The sequence below is a fragment of the Paenibacillus rhizovicinus genome, assembly GCF_010365285.1.
Taxonomy (GTDB): Bacteria; Bacillota; Bacilli; order Paenibacillales; family Paenibacillaceae; genus Paenibacillus_Z; species Paenibacillus_Z rhizovicinus.
In genome coordinates this window covers 1,011,229-1,035,199 of the sequence record NZ_CP048286.1, presented here as the reverse complement: position 1 = coordinate 1,035,199, position 23,971 = coordinate 1,011,229, and the positions used below count along the sequence as shown (strand labels likewise).

The following is a 23,971-nucleotide window of genomic DNA, read 5'->3' as shown; positions in this document are numbered from 1 at the left end:
GGGACGCCTCTTCTTATGTCGGAGAAGGAGCGACAGAAAGTCACATCTTGTTGAAGGAAGTAGACAAATCTTGTTGGTCGTGAAACATTTTCTTTCCGTAAACGCCGAAAAGGGATAAAAAGAGCGCCGTTCCCCGAAAGGAACGGCGCTCTTTGTCTGATCATTAGCTGCAATCGGTGTATGACGATTAAAGCGTAATTTCTTTGGCTTTGTTGATTTCGGACAGTTTCACCAGTTCGGTGATTACTTCTTTGGATACCGCCTTATCCACAGTCAATACCATGATAGCTGCTCCGCCTTGAAGCTCGCGTCCAACTTGCATGGCGGCGATGTTGACGCCGCTGTTGCCAAGCAGTGTGCCGACGCTGCCGATGATGCCCGGCTTGTCGTTGTGCGAGATCAGGATCAGATTGCCTTCCGGCGCGACGTCGACAGTGAAACGATCGATCTGAACGATACGCGGACCGTATCCTGTCAGCATTGTACCCGTTACTTGGCGTGTCGCTACTTTGGAACGAAGCACGACCGTAATGGAATTCGTAAAGTCGCGGGCTGCATGCTGATTGTTCACGACGATGTTGACCAGACGTTCTTTGGCCAGGTGCATCGAGTTGACAACGTTGACTTGTTCCGCGCCCAAGTGGTGGGAAAGCACGCCGCGAACGATATAACGCGTGAGCGGCTGCGTATCGACTTCAGCCAAATCGCCGGCATAGCTGACCGAGATTTCTTCGATCGCGCCTTCCGTCAGCTGCGATACGAAGCTTCCGAGCTTCTCGCCGAGCGAGAAGTACGGTTGCAGGATGTTCAGTACGTTTGCCGGAATCGGAGGCATGTTCACTGCGTTCATAAATGGTTTATCGCGAAGAATGTTCAACACTTGCTCGGAAACGTCGATCGCTACGTTCTCTTGCGCTTCTACCGTGGATGCGCCAAGATGCGGAGTAACGATGATTTTCGGATGCTTCAGGAAAGGGTGATCCGCTGCGGGAGGCTCGACTTCGAATACGTCGAACGCTGCGCCGGCAACGATGCCTTGATCGGCTGCTTCCACAAGGGCAAGCTCATCGATGATGCCGCCGCGTGCGCAGTTGACGATTCGCATGCCTTTCTTCATCACTTCGAATTGAGGACGGGAAATCATATGGCGCGTTTCAGGCGTCAAAGGCGTATGAACAGTCATGAAGTCCGCGTTGCGTACGATGTCGTCGACGCTGGACAGGCGAACGCCCATCTTCTCGGCGCGTTCTTCCGTCAGGAATGGGTCATAGCCCCAAATTTCCATGCCGAACGCTTTTGCGCGCTTCGCCACTTCACTGCCGATACGGCCCATGCCCATTACGCCAAGCACTTTGCCGCGCAGCTCGACGCCAAGGAACGATTTGCGATCCCATTCGCCGCCGACTGTTTTCAAGTACGCTTGCGGAATGTGACGAGCAACGGCCATCATCATGGCAAAGGTATGCTCGCAAGTCGTGATCGTGTTGCCGTCCGGCGCATTAATGACGATAATGCCGCGTTGGGTGGCTGCTTCCAAATCAATGTTATCGACGCCGACACCTGCGCGTCCAACGACTTTCAGCGATTTGCCTGCATCCATGATGCGGGCGGTGACGCGGGTTTGGCTGCGAACGAGCAGTGCATCGTATTCACCGATAATAGCAACGAGCTCGTCCTCGCTAAGACCTGGCTTTTTGTCGACTGCGACGTCCTCCGCATCCACGAGCTTCTGAATGCCTAAATCGCTGATTGGATCTGAGACCAATACTTTAAACATGTTGGATTGCCTCCTGAGCGTTTGTATGATGGGGTGTATAGTAGAAGTGAAAGACCCTCGACCATCCCGCCGCACAGCGCAGCGCCATAGTCGAGAGTCTATTCACGCGATCACACATCAAAGCTATGTTTGAATCCAGATGAAGCGCAAATACGGTCTACATTAATGCTTTCTATTTTATAGCAAGAGCAACTATAAATGCAATGCTTTAAGCTTGGAATTTAAGTATTATCAATATTCAGATTATAACGCCCTGAGACATACTCGGATGGAGACGGTTACAGGCCGCCAAAGGGCGGCGGCAGCCGTCCCGCCTTGCTCAAACGTGAAAAATTCGATATGATCGTCCGTAAATGGGAGGTATTATAATGGAACGATGGAATCAGATACAACCGGATATATTTTGGAAAATGCTGCACGAGGAAGGACTCGATCCGGCTCTAATCATAGATGTGCGCGAGCAAGAAGAATGGGATTACTATCATCTTAATGGAAGTACGCTATTGCCGCTTTCGTCATTCCAAGAGACATGGGAACAGGTTCCCATGGACCGACCGGTCTACATCATCTGCGCGCATGGCGTCCGCAGTCAGGCGGTTTGCCGGTATTTAAATGAAAAAGGATACGGCAGCCTGGCCAACGTAGTCGGCGGAATGGCGGCGGTATCCCATTTCGATGGTTTCCAATATGACTAATTATTCATCTTGATTATTCATTCACCGGATAGAAGAACGGCAGCTGCGGCAGCAGCTCTTTGCTATAAAGCTCGTCCTTGCTGGTGCTGAAATCGCCGGCTCGGACGGCTTCGGTTTTGACGAGCAAGTCGATGACGGAGTCGACGGTTCGCATTTTCATGGAAGCGGCTTGTCCGGAACCGATGAACTCGTCTACCCGGGAAGTCAAGTCTTGCGGATAGAAGGAAGCAAGCGTCTTGCGTGCATTGAGCTGATCCGCGGCCACTTTATTCTTGACGGTAAGCTTAAGCAATTTCCATTGCGCGATGCTGACATCTGTCGATTTCTCGTAGTCTTCCGGGATGTTTGGATTGACGGATGCGCTCCACTTCAGCATTGCGGCATAATAGTCCTTCTGTCCGCCTAGGGCGAATTTCACGCCGTCTGCGTAGTAGGCGTCTTTCATCAGCGCTTTGTACAATTCGTTCGATTTCATATCTTTCGACGAACCCGCTCCGCGCTGCGCGGCTTCCGTAAACATGCGCAAGCTCTTGAGAAGTTGAAGCTGCGCGGACTCCAGAAGCGGAGAGCTCTTCGACACCGTGGAATGTTGGGTTTCATCGTAGGTTTTCTTAGCTAAGCCGGACAGCTCCTTCAGAGACGAGCCGATATCGTCCAATTGTCCGGACGGCAATTTCCGGATGACGTCGATCCATTCGTTTTGAAATTCACGGTAAGGCAAAAATACGGTATGATAGAAGGATACGAGATCCTGCTGCTGATAAGCGGCGGCAACGCCTTTATTGCTGCTGCTGAGATGTTTGGTATTTTGGACAAAATTTGCTTCCGTCCGGTCGGAACCGACTTTGACGCCATAGAAAAAAGCGCCAACCGAGAAAACGAGCATGAAAAGGAAGCCAAGACTAAAGAGCATTTCGGTGCGAGTTAAACGTTTCTCCATGTTAATCCCCTTCATACTGTATTTCGACAAAGTTTTCAACCCGAATGTCCTATAAGTATAGGATAAAACCTTTGAAAAGGAAATATAAACCTTCCATGGCAGGAGCAGGACATGAAAAAATTCGACATTCGCAAAATCAAGCTAAGAACGACGCGCCTCGAAGACATCGATGATCGGATGCTGCTCATTAATTTGTACGCGACGCAAGCGATTACTCTTGTTATCGGTTTTATTTGGCTATTATTTCAGGGGCGCAATCCATTTAATTTATTTAAGCCCGGAGACAGCATGCACTTCATTTATTGGGGCGTCGGATTGGCTGCCGCAGTCATCGTCCTCGATCTATTAGCCGCGCGAATCGTGCCGGACGAGGCGAGCGACGACGGAGGCGTCAACGATCGGATTTTCCGTCATCGGCCGATCTGGCATATCGCCGTGCTGTCGCTGGTCGTGGCGATTTGCGAAGAAACGCTGTTCCGGGGAGCCGTACAATATCATATTGGACCTTATTGGACATCTATTATATTTGCGACCATACATGTCCGATATTTAAAGCACTGGATTCCAACGGGACTCGTATTCTGCATCAGTTACGCGCTCGGCTGGATTTATATGAAGACCGGCACGCTGTTGGCACCCATTCTCGCGCATTTCATTATTGATTTGGTCATGGGGCTGGTCATCCGTTTTCGGAGGGAAGAATGAGCAGAGTTCAGAAATTCAGCAGGAAGAAAGACGCATCGCAAGTTTTGACCGTGGACGAGAGCGCAGCTGCGCTTGAAGCGGAATGGGGACTGGAAACGAACGAAGAAGCAGGGCAGCTGCCGCCAAGAGGACGGACGCATCCGTCCAACCGACAACAGATGTCCAGATGGTTCTACAGGATTCTGATCGTTTTGTTCATTGCGCTGCTGATCGGCTTATTGTGGTGGGGAAGACAATATGAATATGGGATGAACGACTAGCGGTTTGTCCAAGGGAGGTCGAGGTCCGATGTGGATCGCGTGGGTTGTCGTCGTGATCGCGGCGGCAGCCGTCTCGTTACTGGGTTATATGATGATTCTATCTTACCGCTATCGTCTGGATGAGCAGACCGTTGTGCTCGAAAGGCTTCCGGCTGGTTTCGACGGCACGTCGCTCTTGTTCATCAGCGACGTGCATCGGCGGTTAATTCCGATGACAGTGATCGACGCCGTCAAAGCGGCCGGAGGCGCAGAACTGGTGCTGATCGGCGGGGATTTGCGCGAGAAGTCGGTTCCTGCCTTGCGCACCCGGGAGAACATCAGGCGGCTGAGGCAAATCGCCCCCGTGTACATGGTTCACGGCAATCATGATTATGATGAAGATATCCGGCCTTACGAGGTGTTGCTCGAAGAGGAGCGTGTCAGGTTGCTGGCGAACGAGTCCGTCGTATTGGAGAAACGAGGCGGCAGTCGAATTCGGCTGGCGGGCGTCGACGATCCGCGGACCTTCCACGATAAACCGGAGCTGGCGCTTGCCGAGATGGAGGATGGGCGCGGCAAGCTTTTCACGATTCTCCTCGCGCATGACCCTATTATCGTGCAGCGGCTGAAAGGCGATGAATATATCGATCTTATTCTTTCGGGTCATACGCATGGGGGGCAGATCGCGCTGCCGTTGACCGGGCCTCTATGGAAAGGCGAAGATGCATCCGGTTACTGGAGAGGCTGGTTTCAGTTGCCCGGCAAAACAACGAAACCGCAGCTGTTCGTCAGCTGCGGTTTCGGGACTTCGCGGCTGCCGCTCCGATTGTTGACGGAAGCGCAGCTGCATCGGATTATTTTGCGGACGCCGCCGTCGGATGGAGCCCGAGATCGATCGTTGCCGGATCGATAAAGCCGTAGCCTTTCGCTTCCAGCTTCGTGAGCAGAGAATCCAAGGCTTGGGTAGTCCAGGGGAGCTCGTGCATGAGGATATTGACGCCGGGATGAAGCTGTTCCAGCACATTGGCGACGACTTTATCCGGCTTATTCTTCGTGCTGCTGTCCCAATCGAGCGAGCCGTCGGACCAGGTCATATAGAGCATCCCGCTATCGCGAACGAAGCCTTTGACCTGATCATTGCCCGATCCGAATGGCGGGCGGAAGAACACTGGCTTGTGGCCCGTCACTTTGTTGACGATCGTTTGCACGTCGCCGATTTGCTTCTTGACCGTTTCCATTTTTTCCTTCTTCAAATCGATATGGTCCCAGGAATGATTGCCAATCGTTTGACCGCGGTCGGCGATTTTTTGAAGCAGTTCAGGATGCTGCTTGACGCGATAGCCGTTGACGAAGAAGATGGCTTTCGCTTTATGCTTGTCGAGCGTATCGAGCAGGGAACCGAGCGTTTTGTCGGCCTTGGGGCCGTCATCGAACGTCAGCAGCACGACCTTGCTGCTGGCCGCTTCCTTATTAATAGGAACGAAGCTGTAAACGGCATTCATCCGGTACAGCTTTTTTGGCGTTTTCGAGGGCGCGACGGCAGGTGCCGCGGCGTTCGATGCTCCGCCGGAATTATTCGTATCGGCGGCTTCAGCAGTTCCGCTGCTGGTTGGATTGTTGGGATTGCTGACAGCGCCGGAACCAGGCAGAACCGCATCCGCGTTGTCTTGCGATGTTGAATCGGCAGCCTCTGAGCAGCCGGCTATTGCTACCAATAGCAGCATAAGCGCCAGCGCAATCGTCGTCTGTAAAGCTCTAAGCTTCCGCATGTCGGTCAGCCTCCTGTAGTCGCAGCATCCGGCTGCAAGTTGTACGATCATTGTATCCTATATTATTACCGAACGACGGACATTCCGAACCTCCCTTTCCTGAATTTGTGCTGGAATGACCTTGCGGCCGCGAGGCAAAACTAACAGCGAATCGGAGTGCATCAGCATGTTTGGAGGAGGATAATCCCGATGAAATGGTCAGTATTTCTGCTTGGAGGTCTTGCCGGCGTCGCAGCCGCATCCTACGTTGCCAGGAGAAGACCCGGAATGTTCGCGTGGGCTACGAGTGCGGCCGGCCAGGCGATGACGGGCGTTTCGAGGAAAGCGATGGGCGCCATGGTCAATCACAAATTCGGCGGCGAAAAGATGCATTCGGCCCCAAAGCAATCAAGCGGTTCCGCAAGAGAGTCCGGCGGCGCCTGGGGACAAATTGAAATGCTGCTGAACAGCGATCCCGGCGTGAAACAGCAAGTCGACGAAATCAGGGCCGAAGCGAAAACCCATTAAAAAAATACGGTAAAAAGAGAATCGTTTCGCCCGCAGCTGCGTATAAACAGTTGCGGGGCGGAGACGATTCTTTTTTTTGGGCATCTAGTGCATTTCGTTCCCAGACATGCTAACATAGCACTAAGCACTTTTTATTCACCAAACCGCAGCTGCTACATACGCTGTGTATAACAGATGTCACCCGCGTTCAGCGCGCTTTCGAAGATGGTCTTTGCTCCGAATACACGAAGCAGATGCTATTCGAAAAGGAGGATCCTATCATGAAAATCGAACGGCTCAATCAAGACAAAATCCGCATCTTCCTGACGTTCGACGACTTGCTGGAGCGTGGGATCCAGAAGGAAGACATGTGGCGCGAAATTCCGAAGGTTCATGAACTCTTCAGCGAAATGATGGATCAAGCCTACAGCGAACTGGGCTTCGACGCCAGCGGACCGCTGGCTGTAGAAGTGTTCGCGCTTCCGGCCCAAGGCATGGTCGTCATCGTAACGCGAGGCAAAGTAAATGGAAAATCGGACGACCACATGCAAGAAGAAGAGAACGATGAAGACGTCTACGAGATGGAAGTCACGCTGGAGCAGAGCGATATCGTGCTTTACGCGTTCCGTGATATCGAGGATGTCATCTCCGTCTGCAAACAGCTCAAAGCAGCGGATTTGATCGAAGACGGACGTCTCTATGCCTACAACGGCAAATATATGCTAGCTTTCGAGCCGGTCGGCATCGAGCTTCCGCGTTATCATGCCATCATCGCCCTGCTGGCTGAATACGGAGAAGCTGCTTCCGTTACGACCGCCGTTCTCGAAGAATACGGCAAAGTGGTCGTGCCCGCCAAAGCGGTGCTCGAAATCTGCACTCATTTTTAATCCTTGCTCTAGAATGAAGCATCAGCAGCGGATTGTCCGCGTGTCTGGTGCTTTTTCTTTTTCTAAAGCGGAATCGGCCCGAATCCAAGAACCGAATAGTTGACACTTTGCCCGCTCATACTGTAGGAAAAGGCGGTGAACATTCCCTTGACTGGAATGGACAACAATAATGTACTGACTTCGACGCAAATCGTGATCGAAGAGGCGCTTCGTAAACTAGGGTACGGCGACGATATGATTGATTTATTGAAAGAACCGATGCGGATGCTTACGGTTCGTATTCCAGTGCGCATGGACGATGGCAAAACCCGCGTGTTTCTTGGATTCCGCGCGCAGCATAACGACGCTGTCGGGCCGACGAAGGGCGGCGTTCGGTTTCATCCGGACGTGAACGAGCTGGAAGTAAAGGCATTGTCGATTTGGATGAGTCTCAAATGCGGCATCGCGAATTTGCCGTATGGCGGCGGTAAAGGCGGCGTTATTTGCGATCCCCGTAAAATGTCGTTCCGCGAACTGGAACGGCTGAGCCGGGGCTATGTCCGGGCGATCAGCCAAATCGTCGGACCGAACAAGGACATTCCCGCTCCGGACGTCATGACGAATGCGCAGATCATGGCCTGGATGATGGACGAATACAGCCGTATTCGGGAATTCGATTCTCCCGGCTTCATCACGGGCAAGCCGCTCGTGCTGGGCGGATCTCTCGGAAGAGAAAGCGCGACGGCCAAAGGGGTCGCCATCATGATCGACGAAGCAATGGCGAAGAAGGGCATTCCCGTAGCGGGCTCTCGCGTCGTCATTCAAGGCTTCGGCAATGCCGGCAGCTTTCTGGCTAAATTCATGCACGATGCCGGAGCGAAAGTCGTTGCTATTTCCGATGTGCACGGCGCATTGTATAATGAACAAGGATTGGATATCGAACATTTAATGGACCGGCGGGATTCGTTCGGTACCGTGACCAATTTATTTCAGAATACGATCTCCAATGACGAATTGCTGACGCTGGATTGCGACGTGCTCGTGCCTGCCGCGATCGAAAACCAAATAACGGCAAGCAACGCGGACCGAATTCGTGCTAAAATCATTGTTGAGGCCGCGAATGGCCCGACGACGTTGGACGCGACGCGTATCGTAACGGACAAAGGCATTTTGCTTATTCCGGACGTGCTGGCAAGCGCCGGCGGCGTTATCGTTTCTTATTTCGAATGGGTACAGAACAATCAAGGCTACTATTGGTCGGAAGCGGAAGTCGACGCCAAGCTGCGGGAAATGATGGTGCGCGGCTTTAACAGCGTCTATGAGCTGCACGCGCTCAAGAAAGTCGATATGCGGCTGGCCGCTTATATGGTCGGTGTGCGCAAAATGGCGGAAGCGGTCCGCCTGCGGGGCTGGGTTTAATGATGAATCGCGTTTCCCCGCGGACGTGATCGCTTCCTTGTGGATGGTGACAATTAGATTATGCTGCTTTTCTCGATCATTACGGCCGCTGTCGCTCCCGGCATCGCGCTGCTGACTTATTTTTACTTGAAGGATCGTTACGAAGCGGAACCGATTCATATGGTGCTTCGGGTATTTCTGATGGGGGTTCTGATCGTTCTGCCCATCATGGTTATTCAACGCGGATTGGAATTGTGGCTCGGAAACGGGCCGGTCGTGTTCTCGTTCGCCGTTTCCGCGGGCGTCGAAGAGCTCGTGAAATGGTTCGTGATCTATCACATCATTTATAAGCATAAGGAATTTGACGAGCCATACGACGGTATCGTATATGCGGCCGCGATTTCTTTGGGCTTCGCGACGGTCGAGAACGTGCTGTACGCGATCTACCAGCCGATGACGGTAGGATCGCTGCTCATTCGGGCGATGCTTCCCGTTTCGGGCCACGCGCTGTTCGGCGTGACGATGGGTTATTACCTTGGAAAGGCCAAGTTCGCGGCAGCGGATAAAGCCAAGCGTCGGTTTTTGATTCTAGCGGCTGTTTTTCCGTTGCTGGAGCATGGCTTGTACGACTACATCATGGGTTCGGGCTCTACGTATTGGGCATTGTTCATCGTGCCGCTGATGCTGTATTTGTGGATTCGAGGCGTTCGAAGAATCAATCGCGCGAATGCCGGCTCCCCGTTCAGGCTGCTCGCCCATGAAGAGGAGATTAAGCTGTGACATTTCCGTCCATAATAAGGGAAAAACCCTTTTTAGGAGATTAGAATGGACACAATGGCTCGCGTTAAGGTTACGATTCGCTGCAATCATTGCGGAGAGAAATTCGTTCTCCGCGGTCGCAGAGAGAAAGACAGGATCGACACGGGATTCAAGCAGTGCCTGTGCAATAACATCCAAGATTTCGATATCGAAGAATTAGCGCTCTGATTGGCGTTAATCGGAAGCAGGAAATCTTCCCCAAACATGCATAAAGCTCCTTTCGGCAAACCAAACTAACACCAGGTTTTGCATACGAAAGGAGCTTTTGCTATATGTATCGTCGCTTAAGCGCGGTGCTTTTCCCGGTCATGACGCTGTTCTTCATCGGCTCCATCTATTGGGGCTACCAGGAGCACCAAGAGAAAAACTCCATACTGATCAAGGCCGAAAACCAGTACCAGCGCGCCTTTCACGACTTGTCTTACCACGTGGACCAGCTGCATCGCGAGCTTGGCAACACGCTTGCCGTCAACAGCGCCTCCCAAGGGTTTCAGCGCAAAGGACTGGTCAATACTTGGCGGCTGACGAGCGAGGCGCAGAACGAAATCAATCAACTGCCGCTTACGCTTCTTCCTTTCAGCAAGACGGAAGAGTTCCTGTCCAAAATCGCCAATTTCTCGTACAAGACTTCGGTCAGAGACTTAACGAAACAGCCGCTCAGCCCGAACGAGTTCAAAACGCTCAAGACGCTGTATGCGGATTCCGAGTACATTTCTAAGTCGCTTTACGGCGTGCAAGAGAAAGTCATCGGCAACAATTTGCGCTGGATGGACGTCGAAACCGCGCTCGCCACGGAAAAACAGCCGGGGGACAACTCGATTATCGACGGGTTCAAAACCGTGGACAAGAAGGTCAGCGAATATCCGGAGCTGGACTGGGGGCCTTCGGTCGCGAGCATGTACCAGAAGCGGACGGTCAAGATGCTGGGCGGCCAGATGAGCACGCCCGAAGAAGTAAAGCGCCTCGCGGCGAAATTTCTGAAGCTTGACGAAGCCAAGGCCAACGAGATCCGCGTCGTGGAGAATGGCAAAGGGACCGAATATTCGTCCTTCTCCGCAACCTATAAGGCAAACAAGGCCGACAATCCGATCGAGCTGGACTACTCGCAGAAGGGCGCTCAACTGATCTGGTTCGAGAATCCGCGCGATATCGGCAAATCCGTGATCAGCATTCAGGATGCGAAGCAGAAAGCATCGGATTTTCTGGCTCGCCACGGCTATCCTGCAATGAAGGCCGTCTCTTACGATGACGGGAACGCCACGGCGACGTTTACCTATGTTGAAACGCAGGACGGCGTACTCATCTACCCGGCCAAGCTGACGGTCAAAATCGCGCGCGATAACGGGGAGGCCGTGGCCATTCAGGCTGCAGATTACGTGTACGAGCACCGTAAACGCAAACTGCCGAAGCCGAAGCTGATGAGCGCGGATGCGCGGGTCTCGCTCAATCCCGATTTCAAAGTATCGCGGGAGCAGCTGGCGCTGATTAAGAATGACGCGGATCAGGAAGTGCTCTGTTATGAGTTTGTCGGCAAAATAAATGGAGCGGTCTATAAAATTTACGTAAATGCGGACAGCGGCGTGGAAGAGAACATCGAGCAGCTTCCGGAATAACAGTGGTATACGGGACGCGCCAGAGGGCGTATCGGAAGACGTTGTTGAAGCGGCGTCTTTCGATATGCGACTCCAGGCACGTCTTTTTTGTTCCTTTTCCCTCTCTCCCCAAATTTCGACATGCTGTGCTATAATCGAACAAGGGGAGGGGAAACCATATGCTGCCAGTAATTAATCAAATGTTATACTTGCAAATTGCGTCATCCGACGAAGAAGAGGCTGCGTTGGAATATAAAGCGAGAATTGCGGACGGCACCGACGATGAACTGCTTATCGAGGTTCCCCTGCATGAGGGGACGGGACGATTGAAGCGGCTGTTCCTCGGAGACGAAATTTCCGCTCATTTTATTTCACAAGAGGGCGTAAAGAACTATTTCAATACGCATGTGCTCGGGTTCAAAGAAGATACGTTTCGCTTGATTCGCATCCGCAAGCCGGAAACGGAATCCATCACTAAAATTCAACGGAGGCATTTCCTCCGGGTTGCCGCCGAGCTTGAGATTGCGATTAAACTGTCCGGCAATATTCGTTTCATCGGTTTGACCGACGACGTAGGCGGAGGCGGCATTTCCTTCATGGTCGACGCGAAGTGGCCGATCGGGCAAGGAACAGAGCTTGACTGCTGGCTGCTCGTTCCTTACCGCAATGGGTCGGTCGATCACTCCCAGTTCAAGGCGGAAGTCGTGCGGGTCAAGACGCTCGAGAACGGCAAGCATCAAGTGATGGCGAAATTCTCGAAAATATTGGATAGCGAGCGCCAGCGAATCATCCGCTTCTGCTTCGAACGGCAGCTCGACTACCGAAAATGATAATTCCGCACAAGTATGAATAAGGATTCCTTCCGTGGTAAAACTAGCCTTATCCGGGGCTCGGCCGCATGGGTCCGCCTCTCGATAATGTACTGAAACGGCGTGTCGGCCTGGGAGGAATCGTTCGTGCTGCATAAGACGCAGAAGGAATACATAGCGCTTGCCGATTACGTGACGAGCGTATTGAAAATCATTGTAATCGTCTTGCTGATCGCCATTGCGGCAAGTCAGCTGGCACTGCAAATTCCGCAAGTCCGCCTATGGGTGACCGGCGTAGACCGGCTGGAGGGGACGCCTTTCTAGCTGGCAGTAGTGCCTGGCACACCTCCGAGCGGCTTATATCGTTATCGAAAGAAACGGCTCCGCCGCCCGCTAGGACGGCCTTGCCGTTTCTTCTTTAAATTCAGGAACCTATAAGTAGTTTCAACTTATCCTAGGCTTGTATTTCTCCGGAATGAAGTGCGCAAGTGCCGCCTTTAGGATGGCACGTGCCACTTCACCTTGCCTGTCCGCGTTCTTTGCACTTCCTAGAAGGCTGTGGTATAATTTTTACTATCGCAGGCAATGCCTGCTTTTTTAATGACGATTAGAGCAAGGTGGCAGCCGCTGCCCGAATTTCAAGGAGGTCAAACACCGCTTGGGCATGAATGGGGGAAGCATCAGCGGCCGTATTAATGTGGCAATCGATGGTCCGGCAGGAGCCGGTAAGAGCACCGTTGCCCGTAAAGTCGCTGAACAACTTGGTTACATTTACATTGATACGGGTGCGATGTACCGGGCTGTTGCTTATGCAGCAATTGGTGCGGGTATCACCCCTGACGATTCGGACAGGCTGGGTCAGCTCGTTCAAACGTTGAAGATCGTGCTTGCGCCTGGCGACGAAGGACAGACAGTTTGGCTGAATGGCGAGAATGTCACGTCAGCAATCCGGACTCGCGAAGTGACGCTGATCGTATCGCAAATCGCTTCCCACGAACCCGTTAGACTCAAGTTGGTCGAGCTTCAGCGGGGACTGGCAGATGCCAAAGGCATCGTCATGGACGGCCGTGATATCGGCACGCATGTATTGCCGAATGCGGAAGTAAAGGTATTCCTTGTCGCCAGCGTCAAGGTGCGCGCGCTTAGACGGTTTCAAGAGCTGAGCGGGAACGAAGCCGTGCCGCTGCAGCAACTGGAACAGGAGATCGCGGAGCGCGACCGCAGCGATGAGCGCAGGGAAATTTCGCCTTTGATTTGTGCGAAGGATGCGGAAGTGATCGACAGCACAGAGCTTTCGATCGACCAAGTCGTTGCACTTATTCTAGACTTATGCCGAACCAAAACGGTGGAGGCGAAGTAAACTATGCTATATAGCATCTGTCGCAGTTTGCTGCGCATCATTTACGCCGTCCTTTTCCGATTCGAAGCAAGCGGCTTGGAGAACATTCCTTCTTCCGGTCCCGTCGTTCTCTGCTCCAATCATATCAGCCTGCTTGATCCGACGACCGTTGGCACCAAAGTGAACCGCAAAGTTCACTACATGGCAAAGGCGGAGCTGTTCAACGTACCCGTGTTCGGGCCGTTTATCCGTTCTTTGGGCGCTTTTCCCGTCAAACGGGGAGGGGTCAGCAAGGAGGCCATCCGCACGGCGATCACTTTGTTGAAGGAAGGCAAAGTGATGGGAATCTTCCCGGAAGGTTCCAGGTCCGCAGGTGACAGCGCAGGCAAGAAGGGCGCTGCCATGATTGCTTTAAGAAGCGGCGCAGTGGTTATCCCGGTCGCCATTATCGGAAAGTACAATATCTTCCGTAAGATGCGTATCAAGTATGGCAAGCCCATCGATATGTCGGACTTCATTCAAGATTCATCTTCCGATGTGCTGGAGAGAGTGACGGAAACCATCATGAGCAACATTCGCAGGATGGTCAAGGAAGGGTAATCATTACACGTTATTCATGTTTTAAACGGTGGGCCCGTCCATGCTGTTTCAGGGCGGCGGCTTCACGTTTAAATAAAGTTGGGGTATGAATTGAGGAGGTTATTTCAAATGTCAGAAGAAACAAAAGTTCAAGAGTCCGCAGCAGCGGAAACAATTAGCCAGGATGCTTTGGATAATTTCGTGTCCTTGAAAAAAGGGGACATCGTGAATGGTACGATCGTCAAAATCGAAGATAACCAAGTGACTGTTAGCCTTGGATATAAATATGACGGTGTGATTCCACTTCGGGAACTTTCCTCGATTCAACTGGACAGCGCAACTGATGCTGTTCAAGTAGGTCAAGAAGTGCAATTGAAAGTCGTCAGCATCGATGACGAGAAAGAAAAGCTCGTTCTTTCGAAGAAAGCCATCGACAGCGAGAAAGCATGGGATGTACTGCAAGGCCAATTCGAAGCCGGCGAAGTGCTTGAAGTTACGGTTGCCGACGTCGTTAAAGGCGGTCTGGTTGCAGATATCGGCGTGCGCGGATTTATCCCTGCATCCATGGTTGAACGTCATTTCGTAGAAGATTTCAGCGATTACAAGGGCCGCAAGATCCGCGTAAAAGTGAAAGAAATCGACCGCGAGAACAATAAAGTGATCCTGTCTGCGAAAGAAGTACTGGATCAAGAGTTCGAGCAAAACAAACAATCCATCATCGGCGGATTGCAAGCAGGTCAAGAACTCGACGGTACGGTTCAACGCTTGACGCCATTCGGCGCATTCGTTGACATCGGCGGCATCGACGGCCTCGTTCACGTATCCGAACTGTCCTGGCAGCATGTTGCACATCCGAAGGATGTCGTTGCTGAAGGCCAATCCGTACGCGTGAAAGTACTGAAAGTGGATCCGGCTGCAGGCAAAATCAGCCTTAGCATCAAAGCGGCTCAACCAGGTCCTTGGGATTCCGCGAACGGTCAATTCAACATTGGCGACATCGTTACGGGTACTGTGCGCCGTATCGTAAACTTCGGCGTATTCGTCGAAATCGCGCCAGGCGTTGAAGGTCTCGTTCACATCTCCCAACTTGCGCACCGTCACGTGGCTACGCCAAATGAAGTTGTTCAAGAAGGCCAAGAAGTGAAAGCGAAAATTCTGGACTTTAATCCGGCCGAGAAACGCGTTAGCCTGAGCATTAAAGAAACAGAAGAAGCGCCGGAACAACCAGCTCGTCCTGAGAGAGAGCGCGGCGAACGCAGCGATCGCGGAGACCGTGGTTCGCGCGGCCCTAAAGTCGAGCTGAACAACCCGAACGTAAGCCTCAGCAACGAAAGCATGAGCTTCACGCTGGCTGAGCGTTTCGGCGACAAGCTGAAAAACTTGAAATAATCGATTCCTAAAGGAACGATAGCAGATCGTTCCAAGGAACGATAGCAGATCGTTCCAAGGAACGATTCCAACAATAGAAGCCGTTACTATCGCAGCAGCGATAGTAACGGCTTTTTTGCGTTCAATTGCGCCGCTGCGAGGGGATAAGGAGAATGGCCAACAGCGCATAATAAAGGCAATAAAGGGGGGAGAAGCATGAACGACGGTTTCATTGCCTTATGGCTCTTATCCATGGCGGCGATTCTATATTTTACCGGATGGGAACAGGCCGTTGCGGACGGCATGCCGCTCCGCCTCCTTGGCGTGTTTATCGGCTCGTCCTGCGTGCTGCAATTCATCACGATTGCCGTGCAGGATCAGTTCGTGATATCCGGCGGCGCAGTGCTTGCAATCGGAACAGCGGTCATCCTGCTCATCTCCATCCGCATGCCGGGGAACATGCTCTACATTCTGTTCTCTGCGCTGTTGACCGGGTTCATGTGGACCTGGATGCGTTATATCTACAGCATGGATCCCGTATTCATCGTTATCCATCCGCGTTGGGACGGTCCCGTGCTTGCCGGCTTGTTCGCTGGATTGCTCGTCGACCGCTTCAGGTCTCATTTCATCCTTGTCGTATTCAGCGCCGTGATCGCGTTAAGCAGTCATTATCTGGGACCGGCCGCGCATGCTGCTCCGCTGCAGATCGGTTCACTGGCATGGTGGGACGGACTAGCGATCGCGTTGACGGCCGCAAGAGTCATGGGAAGCATCAAATCGTGGCTGAAAGAAAAAGCGTTACGCTTAGCAGACATACGTTCAAGCGAAGAAGGAGGAAGCTCGTAACGATGTGGGAACATATATGGACGCATTTGAAATCGGGTCAGCCTCATCATGTGTTGTATGGCATCATGCTCGGCGTGGCCTTCGGATTGGGTTCACGCCTCATGATGCTTCGAACGGACTATCGCCAATACCCTACATATCCCCACGGGCGCATCATTCATATTTCGCTTGGCGTCATAGCTGCTTCACTCGGAGCCGTGGCGATACCGGCGCTGTATAAGAAAGACTTTACGGCGATAACCTTCCTGACGCTGGCGGCACAGCAATTTCGGGATGTGCGCAACATGGAGCGCCAAACGCTGACCAAAATCGACAGCATGGAGCTTGTGCAGCGCGGCTCGACTTACATTGAAGGGATCGCGATGGTTTTTGAAGGCCGCAATTACTTGGTTATTCTATCGTCGCTGCTGACGAGTCTGGCCTCGCTGGCACTCGGTCTTCCGTTCGGCATCGCGATGGGCGTGCTGACATTGGTGCTCGTTAATTCTTTGAAATCAGGCAAATCCATTGCTCACATAGCGAAAGCGGAGATTGCCGAAGTGAAAGTGGATGGTCCGGATCTATACGTCGGCGATGTCTATATCATGAACGTAGGACTTTCCTCGAACCAACAAATCATCGCGGAACGAGGGCTTGGCATCATACTGACGCCGTATAATCCCAATGGAAAAGCGACGCTCAGCAATCTCGGCCAGCGGCAGGCGATTTTATTCGATTTATCCACCATTCTCGGCGTGTACCGCGACGATGGCGAGCCTGCGCTCGTTCCGATGGCGAAGCTGGACATCAAGGACGGCCGGTTGGCGGTATTCCTGCTGCCGCAGGAGAAGGATCCGGCGAAGGCCAAGGCCGTCGTTCTGAAAGTGCCGATCCTCGAATCCGCTGTACGCATGCCGACCGAAGCGAGCGTCAATCAAGGGGAGAGCAAGCAACATGGCTAAAATCGTAGCGATCGTCACGGATTCGCATGACCATGTCGCCGGCGGAGCGCCGATTTTCGTTGAAAGCGACAAAGAAAAACGGGAATCGACAGCATTCCTCCTGGAGAAGATTTTGGATGCGATCGCACATGATTTGAAAAACGGGAATTACATTCTCGTTGATCACCGTGCGGAATGAAATGTTAGCCAATCCCGCTGTTTTTTGCTATGATGGTAGGCGTGAGTATGGAGAAAGCCCCTTCTTGGTTCACCCATGCACTATAGGGATCTATCAAGTCCCGCTTACTAAAACGGCATGCAGCCGTTTCTATATTGAGGAGTGAAACTATGTCTAAACCCATTATCGCCATCGTTGGGCGGCCAAACGTGGGTAAGTCTACGATATTCAACCGCGTCATCGGAGACCGGTTAGCGATCGTAGAAGACAAGCCTGGAGTGACCCGGGACCGGCTTTACGGTACCGGTGAATGGAACGGCAGAGCTTTCAGTATCGTTGATACTGGAGGTATCGAGATCGACGGCGAGGACGAAATCATGAAGTCCGTCCGCATGCAAGCAGAGCTGGCCGTCGAAGAAGCCGATGTCATTATTTTCATGGTCGACGCCAAGGTTGGTCTTACCCATGCGGACGACGAAGTCGCGCAAATGCTGCTTCGTTCGCGCAAACCGATCGTCGTAGCGGTTAACAAAGTAGACAATTTGAACCGCAGAGACGATATCTACGAGTTCTACAATCTCGGCTTCGGCGACCCGATCGCGATTTCCGGTGCCCATGGCATCGGCATCGGAGATTTGCTGGATGCAGCCGTCGAGAAGCTGCCCGAGATCGAAGACGAGCAATATGAGGATGACGTCATTCGAGTCGCGCTTATCGGCCGTCCGAACGTCGGGAAATCGTCGCTCGTCAATGCACTGCTGGGCGAAGAACGCGTAATCGTCAGCAACGTTGCCGGAACGACTCGTGATGCGATCGACACGCCGTTCGAGAAGGACGGACAGAAGTACGTGCTGATCGATACGGCTGGTATGCGCAAACGCGGCAAAGTGTATGAAACGACAGAGAAATACAGCGTGATGCGCGCGCTCAAAGCAATCGAACGCGCCGATGTCGTACTCGTGCTCATCAACGGCGAGGAAGGCATCATCGAGCAGGACAAGCATATTGCCGGTTATGCGCATGAAGCGGGCAAAGCGGCGATCTTCGTCGTCAACAAGTGGGACGCCGTCGAGAAGGACGACAAGACGATGCAGCAGTTCGAGAAGAATATCCGCGATCATTTCTTGTTCATGACGTACGCGCCGGTTATCTTCCTTTCGGCACTGACGAAATCGCGCCTTCACAAGCTTCTGCCGGTCGTCGTTCATGTATCGGAGCAGCACGCGATGCGCATTCCGACGCATCTGCTGAACGACGTCGTATCGGATGCGATTGCGATCAATCCGCCGCCGTCCGACAAAGGCAGACGCCTGCGCATCAACTATGCGACCCAGGTTGCGGTGAAGCCGCCGACGATCGTGTTGTTCGCGAACGATCCGGATATGATGCACTTCTCCTACGAACGTTACTTGGAGAACAAAATCCGGGCAGCGTTCCAGTTCGAAGGGACACCGGTTCGAATCTTTACCCGCAAAAAATCAGACGAAGATTAAGCCCGGGCGTAAACGCGCACGGAGCGGAGACTTCGAAAGCGAAGCTGGTGTCCTTAATAGAAGGGCACCAGTTTCCCTGTTCACGCAAGGAATGAGGTTGATGCTTATACGCAGCAATGCAGGAGCAGAAGCCCACTAGGACATTTTCGAAAGAGGCGAGCGAATCGTGGTCACTGTGCTTACAGTTCTCATCAGTTATTTATTAGGGTCGGTTTCATTCAGTATACTCATTGCAAAATGGGTTAAAGGCATCGATATTCGCAATTACGGCAGCGGCAACGCCGGTGCGACCAACACGCTTCGCGTTCTTGGCAAAGGCCCGGGGATCGCGGTGTTTCTGCTCGATATCGCGAAAGGCATCGTTGCTGTTATTCTAGGCATCTATGCAGCCGGAGGCGACTGGGGGCCGGCGTTGTGCGGCTTGGCCGCAATCGCAGGCCATAACTGGCCGGTTTGGTTCGGATTCAAGGGAGGCAAAGGCATCGCGACTACAGTTGGCGTAATGGCTTCGCTTGCGATCGTGCCTACGCTGGTTGCCGGCGTCGTTGCGATCGTTTCCATCGCGATTACGCGGTTTGTATCGCTCGGTTCTTTGATTTTTGCGCTGCTGGTGCCGATCTTCATTTGGAATTTCGGGGACAAACCGCAATCTTACGTTTGGGCGGCGCTCGTGATCTGCCTGCTCGCGTTCGTTCGTCACCGTACGAATATCGTTAAGCTGATGCAAGGCAAGGAAAACAAGCTTGGCGCCAGAAAAGGGTAAGGAGGCACGCATATGTCTAATCGTAAAGCAGCCGTTCTCGTCGCCGGAAGCTGGGGCACCGCTTTGGCCGCCGTGCTGGCGGATAACGGCTTCAATGTCGCCTTATGGTCGCGCAACGAGGCGCAGACGGATGAAATCAATACGCACCGGACGAACAGCAGATATTTGAAAGATGCCGTTCTTCCGAGCAGAATAACCGCTACGACGGATATGGGCCAGGCTGTCAGCGGAGCGGAGCTCGTGCTCTTCGTGGCGCCGTCCGCCGCGATGCGCGACGTCGCCAAACAAGCCGCTCCGTTCCTGGACGCCGATGCGATCGTCGTTCATGCGACGAAAGGCTTTGAATCCGGTACATATAAACGGATGACGACGGTATTGTCGGAAGAACTGTCTCTCGGAGATGACCGGCTCGTCGTATTATCGGGTCCGAGCCACGCGGAAGAAGTCGTCCGCAAGCTGCCGACGACCGTCGTCGTCGCTTCGACCAGCAAGGAAGCTGCCGAGCGGGCGCAGGACGCGTTCATTACGAATTATTTTCGCGTATACACGAATAAAGACGTCGTTGGCGTTGAAGTGGCCGGCGCGATCAAGAACATCATCGCGCTGGGCGCCGGATTAACGGACGGCCTCGGTTTCGGCGACAATGCGAAAGCCGCCCTCCTGACGCGCGGCCTCGCGGAGATTAGCCGCCTCGGCAATGCCATGGGCGCCAATCCGCTGACCTTCGCGGGTCTTGCAGGCGTCGGAGATCTTGTCGTGACTTGCACGAGCAAGCACAGCCGCAACTGGCGGGCGGGCTCCTTGCTTGCGGAAGGGCTGTCGCTGGATGATGTGCTCAGCCAGATGGGCATGGTCGTGGAAGGCGTGCGGACGACAAGCACCGCTCGCGAGTTGTCGCATCAGTTTGGCGTAGAGATGCCGATTACGGAGCAGCTGTATCAAGTGCTCTTCCAGCAGAAGACGCCGCGCAGCGCGGTCGAATCGCTGATGGGCAGAGGCCGTACGCACGAGACGGAAGATACCGCGGGTATATAGGGAGCTTGGCCGTGCCTGATGAGCGGTTATACATACGCGCATGAAGGGGACTGCTCGCCTATGCATCCTAGGCTGGTCGTACCTAATGCGAATTATCTTTCGCATTGAAAGTACTGCTCGACCATTCATCCTGGGCTGGTCGTACCGGATGGCGGTTATACATACGCGCATGAAGGGTACTGCTCGCCTATGCATCCTAGGCTGGTCGTACCTAATGCGAATTATCTTTCGCATTGAAAGTACTGCTCGCCCATGCATCCTGGCCCGCACCATCAAAGGCCCTCTTTCATAAACTGCTATAAGCACCCAAGTGGAGCTAAAGCTGATACGCAAGTATCGCCGTTATAGCGTGGAGGAGGGAAACGATGAGCGGTAAAAAGGATTTATCCAAGGACGTTCTGAGCGCCGTTAACAAGAAGACCGGCAAGCCGGTCTCCGAGAATGCGGTCAAGAAGCTTGCGAGCGGCGTGACTGAAAATACGATGCAGGACGAAGACGAACTTCGCAAGCTGATCCAATCCGTCTCTGCAATGGCAAAGGTGCCCGTGACGGAGAAAACGATCAACGATATAGTTGGCGCCGTTAAGAAAAGCGGCATGAATATGAACAACATGGAAATGCTGCTGAAAATGATGCTGCTCAAGAAGTAACGGAGAGACTTCCGCAAAGCGCAGTTCGGCATTGCAGCTGCAGTGCCGCTATCGCGCCGGGCGGGAGTCTTTCTCTTAATGACAGCATGCATACACGTAGCCTTGTTTCGCACATCCGGACAGTACGACGCAAAAGTAGCCCATTAATCGACACTAGTGTATAATGAAACGAATATCGGATGTACAAGGTGGTAGAAGTTGTCATGGATCCAATGATGAAAATGTGGGTTTCCTTCGTGGGCATCGGGCTGATGGCGCTGGCAGCCGTCATGATTTCGCTTGCCAGGTTCAAGACGAAAGGCATTTTGCGGATGGCGTTGTCGCTGACCGCGTTTCTGTTTCTAGTGATCGGCGGATTTCTCGGACTTATCTCCATCACGTAACGGGGTCATTGCGAACGAATCGTGAAGAAGAAAGGACGAATAAACCGATGCTAGAACTGAAAAGCCGAACGAAAACGATAACGGTCGAAGCGGAAGCGGGATTGTCTCTGCTGGATGCTGCGATGAAGCATAACTTGGACTGGGCGTTCTCCTGTACGCGCGGAACATGCGCCAGATGCCGCTGCCTGATCGAGGAAGGCGCTGAGTTTCTGGAAGAAGTAACGGATGAAGAGTGGGACCGATTGGAGCAAGAAGAATTGGAAGAGGGTTACCGTCTGGGATGCCAAGCTATCGTGAAATCCGGAGCAGGCTTCATTAAAGCGGCGAACCGGCCTTATTTCTGATGACGGGACCAGGGTCGGAACCGATCGCCGAATCGTTGGAGAACGCGCTAGCCGTCATTGCCGGCGCGGTTTCATCGACGAAAGCGAAATGGCTGGTAGGCGGCAGCACAGGACTGCTGCTGCGCGGACTGGAGCTGCCGTCGCCTCCCCGCGATCTGGATCTTTACGCAGACGACGAGGCGGCCAAGGCGATCCATAAGGCGCTTAAGCCCTATGCGGTCGACGAGCAGCAGCTGAACATTAGCCCGATTTATCGCTCGCTGCTGAGCCATTATGACGTTCAAGGTGTACAAGTCGAGCTTGTCGGCGGTTTTGTTGTCGCTTCGGACACGGACCGGTATACCGTCGAGGTCGAAGACATATTGGAGCCTTTGCGAACGACGGTTGCAGCAGGCCGGCATGACGTCGGGATTGTGCCGCTGGCTCATGAATTTTGTTTTAATTTGCTCCGGGGCAGGAGCGATCGGGTAGAGCTGATCGGCCAACGCATGCGGGAGGAGCTTGGGCTCCACGAGGCTGCCTTGCGGCTGATCGCCGCCAGGAATCGGTTCTCCGCTGCTCTGCAGCACGAATTAACGCAATTCTTGAACGACAAATAGATAGAAATAGATGGTGATAGCCGTTTTCGTTTTTGACGAAGAACGAGAAGACGATGGAAGCAGGGGTTCCCATGAATGTGGAAATAATGTTCCTCCCTTCCGGACGCAGCGTCGTGGTACGCGCTGGAACGACCGTGCTCGATGCCTCGCGTCGAGCCGGGGTTCCGATCCGTACGCGCTGCGACGGCAAAGCGGCATGTCTGATGTGCAAGGTGACGATGCCGCATAGTTCTTCGGGGCTCTCGCCTCTCAATGACAACGAACGCCGCAAGCTGGCGGGTCTTGACCGTTCGGGGACAAGGCTCGCTTGCCAGGCAAGAGTGTTCGGCCGCGCCGTCGTAGAGGTGCCGGAAGACCCGTTTCGCGCTGCTGTTCGAAAACAGATGATGCGCCAGGCGGAAGACGATGAATTATGGTAGGCTGGTCGTTCCGCTCAGTCGAAACTGCCCGCCTATGCAACTTAGGAGGATAATCGTATCATGAAAGGCTTAAGAAGCGCGGCGGCAGCCATCGTGCTCGCATGCATGACTGCCCTGTTGTCCGGTTGTTTATATCCGAAGGATCAGCTGGGACAATACCAGAAGCCGCCGAAAGACGCAATCTTAAACGTACAAACGGTCGTAGATCAATTTCAGAAGGACACGGGTCTTCTTCCCATTCAGAACAGCGAAGAGACGACGCCGGTTTACGAGAAGTTCAAGGTCGATTTCGACAAGCTGCAGCGGATGAATTATATGTCGTCGATTCCCGATTCGGCTTTCGAGAAGGGCGGAAGCTACTATTATCTCGTCATCAATGAAGAGAAGGATCCTACCATCAAGCTGATGAATCTCGTTCTCTATCAGAAGACGAACGATCTGGAAGCTGCCGTGAAGGCTTACTCCGATGCGCATGGCGGCAAGCTGCCGGCCGGCGAGGCGATGTATCCGTCGTTTACGGCCATCGATTACGATGCCTTGGACCTTAAAGAACCGGAGCTGCGGAGCGTGTTCAGCGGCAGTCTGTTGACGGCGATGCTGGGTTCGGACGGGAAGGTGTACCTCGATTACGGACCGGACATTATGCAGCAGCTCACGAAGCTCGATGAAGGCAAAAAGCCCGGAAAAGACGCGGATCTTCGCGCACTCCTGGTCGACAGCTCCGACTTCGTGCCGGTCAAATCGCCGATCTATAAACTCGTGGGCGATGACCCGCAAGCCGTACTGAAATTGCACTAGCAATCGCGCGCGAACCATTCGCTCCTGCCCAATCGGGCAGGAGTTTTTTTGCCGTTCAGGCATAGCTGAGGTTTTCCTCTCATATATCTCAATCTTGGAAGGCGTAACGGGAACGAAGCTCTTGGAAATCGAAAGATTTCATCCCTCTGGTCGTCATAAACA

30 protein-coding genes are annotated in these 23,971 nt (G+C 53.1%); 27 read left to right on the top strand and 3 right to left on the bottom strand.

Annotation, left to right across the window (positions count from 1 at the left end):
• Positions 1 to 187 precede the first annotated feature (187 nt).
• Entirely contained in the window at positions 188 to 1,777 is a 1,590-nt protein-coding gene (gene serA / locus GZH47_RS04760; RefSeq protein ID WP_162638949.1) for a phosphoglycerate dehydrogenase, read from the bottom strand.
• A gap of 368 nt (positions 1,778 to 2,145) precedes the next feature.
• Between serA and GZH47_RS04755 the strand changes: the two genes are divergently transcribed.
• A complete protein-coding gene (locus GZH47_RS04755; protein ID WP_162638948.1) occupies positions 2,146 to 2,472 on the top strand; it encodes a rhodanese-like domain-containing protein in 327 nt (108 codons plus the stop codon).
• A gap of 13 nt (positions 2,473 to 2,485) precedes the next feature.
• On the opposite strand, the gene GZH47_RS04750 is transcribed toward GZH47_RS04755, so the two are convergent.
• Positions 2,486 to 3,412, bottom strand: coding sequence for a hypothetical protein (locus GZH47_RS04750; protein WP_162638947.1), 927 nt, complete (start codon positions 3,410 to 3,412; stop codon positions 2,486 to 2,488).
• Positions 3,413 to 3,523: 111 nt separating this feature from the next.
• Here GZH47_RS04750 and GZH47_RS04745 point away from each other — a divergent pair, with 111 nt between their 5' ends.
• The 3 genes from GZH47_RS04745 to GZH47_RS04735 are packed head-to-tail and all read left to right on the top strand — an operon-like array spanning position 3,524 to position 5,269.
• A complete protein-coding gene (locus GZH47_RS04745; RefSeq protein ID WP_162638946.1) occupies positions 3,524 to 4,117 on the top strand; it encodes a CPBP family intramembrane glutamic endopeptidase in 594 nt (197 codons plus the stop codon).
• Positions 4,114 to 4,377, top strand: coding sequence for a hypothetical protein (locus GZH47_RS04740; protein WP_162638945.1), 264 nt, complete (start codon positions 4,114 to 4,116; stop codon positions 4,375 to 4,377). The genes GZH47_RS04745 and GZH47_RS04740 overlap by 4 nt, the downstream gene beginning before the upstream one ends.
• A 28-nt stretch (positions 4,378 to 4,405) precedes the next feature.
• Positions 4,406 to 5,269, top strand: a complete 864-nt coding sequence (locus tag GZH47_RS04735) for a metallophosphoesterase (protein WP_162638944.1) — start codon at positions 4,406 to 4,408, stop codon at positions 5,267 to 5,269.
• Here GZH47_RS04735 and GZH47_RS04730 read toward each other — a convergent pair.
• Positions 5,211 to 6,125 carry a polysaccharide deacetylase family protein gene (locus tag GZH47_RS04730; RefSeq protein ID WP_225446362.1) on the bottom strand — a complete coding sequence of 305 codons (915 nt, stop codon included), beginning with the start codon at positions 6,123 to 6,125 and terminating at the stop codon, positions 5,211 to 5,213. The genes GZH47_RS04735 and GZH47_RS04730 overlap by 59 nt on opposite strands.
• Positions 6,126 to 6,314: 189 nt before the next feature.
• Here GZH47_RS04730 and GZH47_RS04725 point away from each other — a divergent pair, with 189 nt between their 5' ends.
• From GZH47_RS04725 to GZH47_RS04615, 23 genes are all read left to right on the top strand, one after another.
• A complete protein-coding gene (locus tag GZH47_RS04725) occupies positions 6,315 to 6,632 on the top strand; it encodes a hypothetical protein (RefSeq protein WP_162638943.1) in 318 nt (105 codons plus the stop codon).
• A gap of 260 nt (positions 6,633 to 6,892) precedes the next feature.
• Entirely contained in the window at positions 6,893 to 7,498 is a 606-nt protein-coding gene (locus GZH47_RS04720; RefSeq protein WP_162638942.1) for a genetic competence negative regulator, read from the top strand.
• A 156-nt stretch (positions 7,499 to 7,654) separates the two neighbouring features.
• A complete protein-coding gene (locus GZH47_RS04715; protein WP_162645075.1) occupies positions 7,655 to 8,896 on the top strand; it encodes a Glu/Leu/Phe/Val family dehydrogenase in 1,242 nt (413 codons plus the stop codon).
• A gap of 60 nt (positions 8,897 to 8,956) precedes the next feature.
• A complete protein-coding gene (prsW, locus tag GZH47_RS04710) occupies positions 8,957 to 9,655 on the top strand; it encodes a glutamic-type intramembrane protease PrsW (protein WP_162638941.1) in 699 nt (232 codons plus the stop codon).
• A gap of 45 nt (positions 9,656 to 9,700) precedes the next feature.
• The gene (locus tag GZH47_RS04705; protein ID WP_162638940.1) at positions 9,701 to 9,862 is read left to right on the top strand and encodes a hypothetical protein; all 162 of its coding nucleotides are present in this window, start codon (positions 9,701 to 9,703) and stop codon (positions 9,860 to 9,862) included.
• A 104-nt stretch (positions 9,863 to 9,966) separates the two neighbouring features.
• Positions 9,967 to 11,307 carry a germination protein YpeB gene (gene ypeB, locus GZH47_RS04700; protein ID WP_162638939.1) on the top strand — a complete coding sequence of 447 codons (1,341 nt, stop codon included), beginning with the start codon at positions 9,967 to 9,969 and terminating at the stop codon, positions 11,305 to 11,307.
• A 158-nt stretch (positions 11,308 to 11,465) separates the two neighbouring features.
• Complete coding sequence (locus GZH47_RS04695) at positions 11,466 to 12,116, top strand: flagellar brake protein (RefSeq protein ID WP_162638938.1); 651 nt, start codon at positions 11,466 to 11,468, stop codon at positions 12,114 to 12,116.
• 126 nt (positions 12,117 to 12,242) lie between these two features.
• Complete coding sequence (locus GZH47_RS04690) at positions 12,243 to 12,419, top strand: hypothetical protein (RefSeq protein WP_162638937.1); 177 nt, start codon at positions 12,243 to 12,245, stop codon at positions 12,417 to 12,419.
• A 340-nt stretch (positions 12,420 to 12,759) separates the two neighbouring features.
• The gene (gene cmk, locus GZH47_RS04685; RefSeq protein ID WP_162645074.1) at positions 12,760 to 13,455 is read left to right on the top strand and encodes a (d)CMP kinase; all 696 of its coding nucleotides are present in this window, start codon (positions 12,760 to 12,762) and stop codon (positions 13,453 to 13,455) included.
• Between the two features lie 3 nt (positions 13,456 to 13,458).
• Complete coding sequence (locus tag GZH47_RS04680) at positions 13,459 to 14,034, top strand: lysophospholipid acyltransferase family protein (RefSeq protein ID WP_162638936.1); 576 nt, start codon at positions 13,459 to 13,461, stop codon at positions 14,032 to 14,034.
• Positions 14,035 to 14,142: 108 nt separating this feature from the next.
• Entirely contained in the window at positions 14,143 to 15,402 is a 1,260-nt protein-coding gene (rpsA, locus tag GZH47_RS04675) for a 30S ribosomal protein S1 (RefSeq protein ID WP_162638935.1), read from the top strand.
• A gap of 195 nt (positions 15,403 to 15,597) precedes the next feature.
• Positions 15,598 to 16,227 (top strand): YphA family membrane protein, encoded by a 630-nt coding sequence (locus GZH47_RS04670; RefSeq protein WP_162638934.1) that lies wholly within the window; start codon positions 15,598 to 15,600, stop codon positions 16,225 to 16,227.
• A 2-nt stretch (positions 16,228 to 16,229) separates the two neighbouring features.
• Positions 16,230 to 17,168 carry a YIEGIA family protein gene (locus tag GZH47_RS04665; RefSeq protein ID WP_162638933.1) on the top strand — a complete coding sequence of 313 codons (939 nt, stop codon included), beginning with the start codon at positions 16,230 to 16,232 and terminating at the stop codon, positions 17,166 to 17,168.
• On the top strand, positions 17,161 to 17,346 hold the full coding sequence (locus tag GZH47_RS04660) for a capping complex subunit for YIEGIA (protein ID WP_162638932.1): 186 nt from the start codon (positions 17,161 to 17,163) through the stop codon (positions 17,344 to 17,346). Before GZH47_RS04665 ends, GZH47_RS04660 begins: the two co-directional genes overlap by 8 nt.
• Positions 17,347 to 17,495: 149 nt before the next feature.
• On the top strand, positions 17,496 to 18,818 hold the full coding sequence (der, locus tag GZH47_RS04655) for a ribosome biogenesis GTPase Der (RefSeq protein WP_162638931.1): 1,323 nt from the start codon (positions 17,496 to 17,498) through the stop codon (positions 18,816 to 18,818).
• A 163-nt stretch (positions 18,819 to 18,981) separates the two neighbouring features.
• The gene (plsY, locus tag GZH47_RS04650; RefSeq protein ID WP_162645073.1) at positions 18,982 to 19,581 is read left to right on the top strand and encodes a glycerol-3-phosphate 1-O-acyltransferase PlsY; all 600 of its coding nucleotides are present in this window, start codon (positions 18,982 to 18,984) and stop codon (positions 19,579 to 19,581) included.
• Between the two features lie 12 nt (positions 19,582 to 19,593).
• A complete protein-coding gene (locus tag GZH47_RS04645) occupies positions 19,594 to 20,616 on the top strand; it encodes an NAD(P)H-dependent glycerol-3-phosphate dehydrogenase (protein WP_162638930.1) in 1,023 nt (340 codons plus the stop codon).
• A gap of 365 nt (positions 20,617 to 20,981) precedes the next feature.
• Positions 20,982 to 21,266: a stage VI sporulation protein F gene (locus tag GZH47_RS04640; protein WP_162638929.1), complete on the top strand. Its 285-nt coding sequence runs from the start codon at positions 20,982 to 20,984 to the stop codon at positions 21,264 to 21,266.
• Between the two features lie 203 nt (positions 21,267 to 21,469).
• The gene (locus tag GZH47_RS04635) at positions 21,470 to 21,649 is read left to right on the top strand and encodes a DUF2768 family protein (protein ID WP_162638928.1); all 180 of its coding nucleotides are present in this window, start codon (positions 21,470 to 21,472) and stop codon (positions 21,647 to 21,649) included.
• Between the two features lie 47 nt (positions 21,650 to 21,696).
• A complete protein-coding gene (locus GZH47_RS04630) occupies positions 21,697 to 21,993 on the top strand; it encodes a 2Fe-2S iron-sulfur cluster-binding protein (protein ID WP_162638927.1) in 297 nt (98 codons plus the stop codon).
• Positions 21,993 to 22,592, top strand: a complete 600-nt coding sequence (locus GZH47_RS04625; protein WP_162638926.1) for a nucleotidyltransferase family protein — start codon at positions 21,993 to 21,995, stop codon at positions 22,590 to 22,592. Before GZH47_RS04630 ends, GZH47_RS04625 begins: the two co-directional genes overlap by 1 nt.
• 71 nt (positions 22,593 to 22,663) lie before the next feature.
• Positions 22,664 to 23,011, top strand: a complete 348-nt coding sequence (locus GZH47_RS04620) for a 2Fe-2S iron-sulfur cluster-binding protein (protein WP_162638925.1) — start codon at positions 22,664 to 22,666, stop codon at positions 23,009 to 23,011.
• A 60-nt stretch (positions 23,012 to 23,071) separates the two neighbouring features.
• Entirely contained in the window at positions 23,072 to 23,809 is a 738-nt protein-coding gene (locus GZH47_RS04615) for a hypothetical protein (RefSeq protein ID WP_162638924.1), read from the top strand.
• The last annotated feature ends 162 nt before the right edge of the window (positions 23,810 to 23,971 follow it).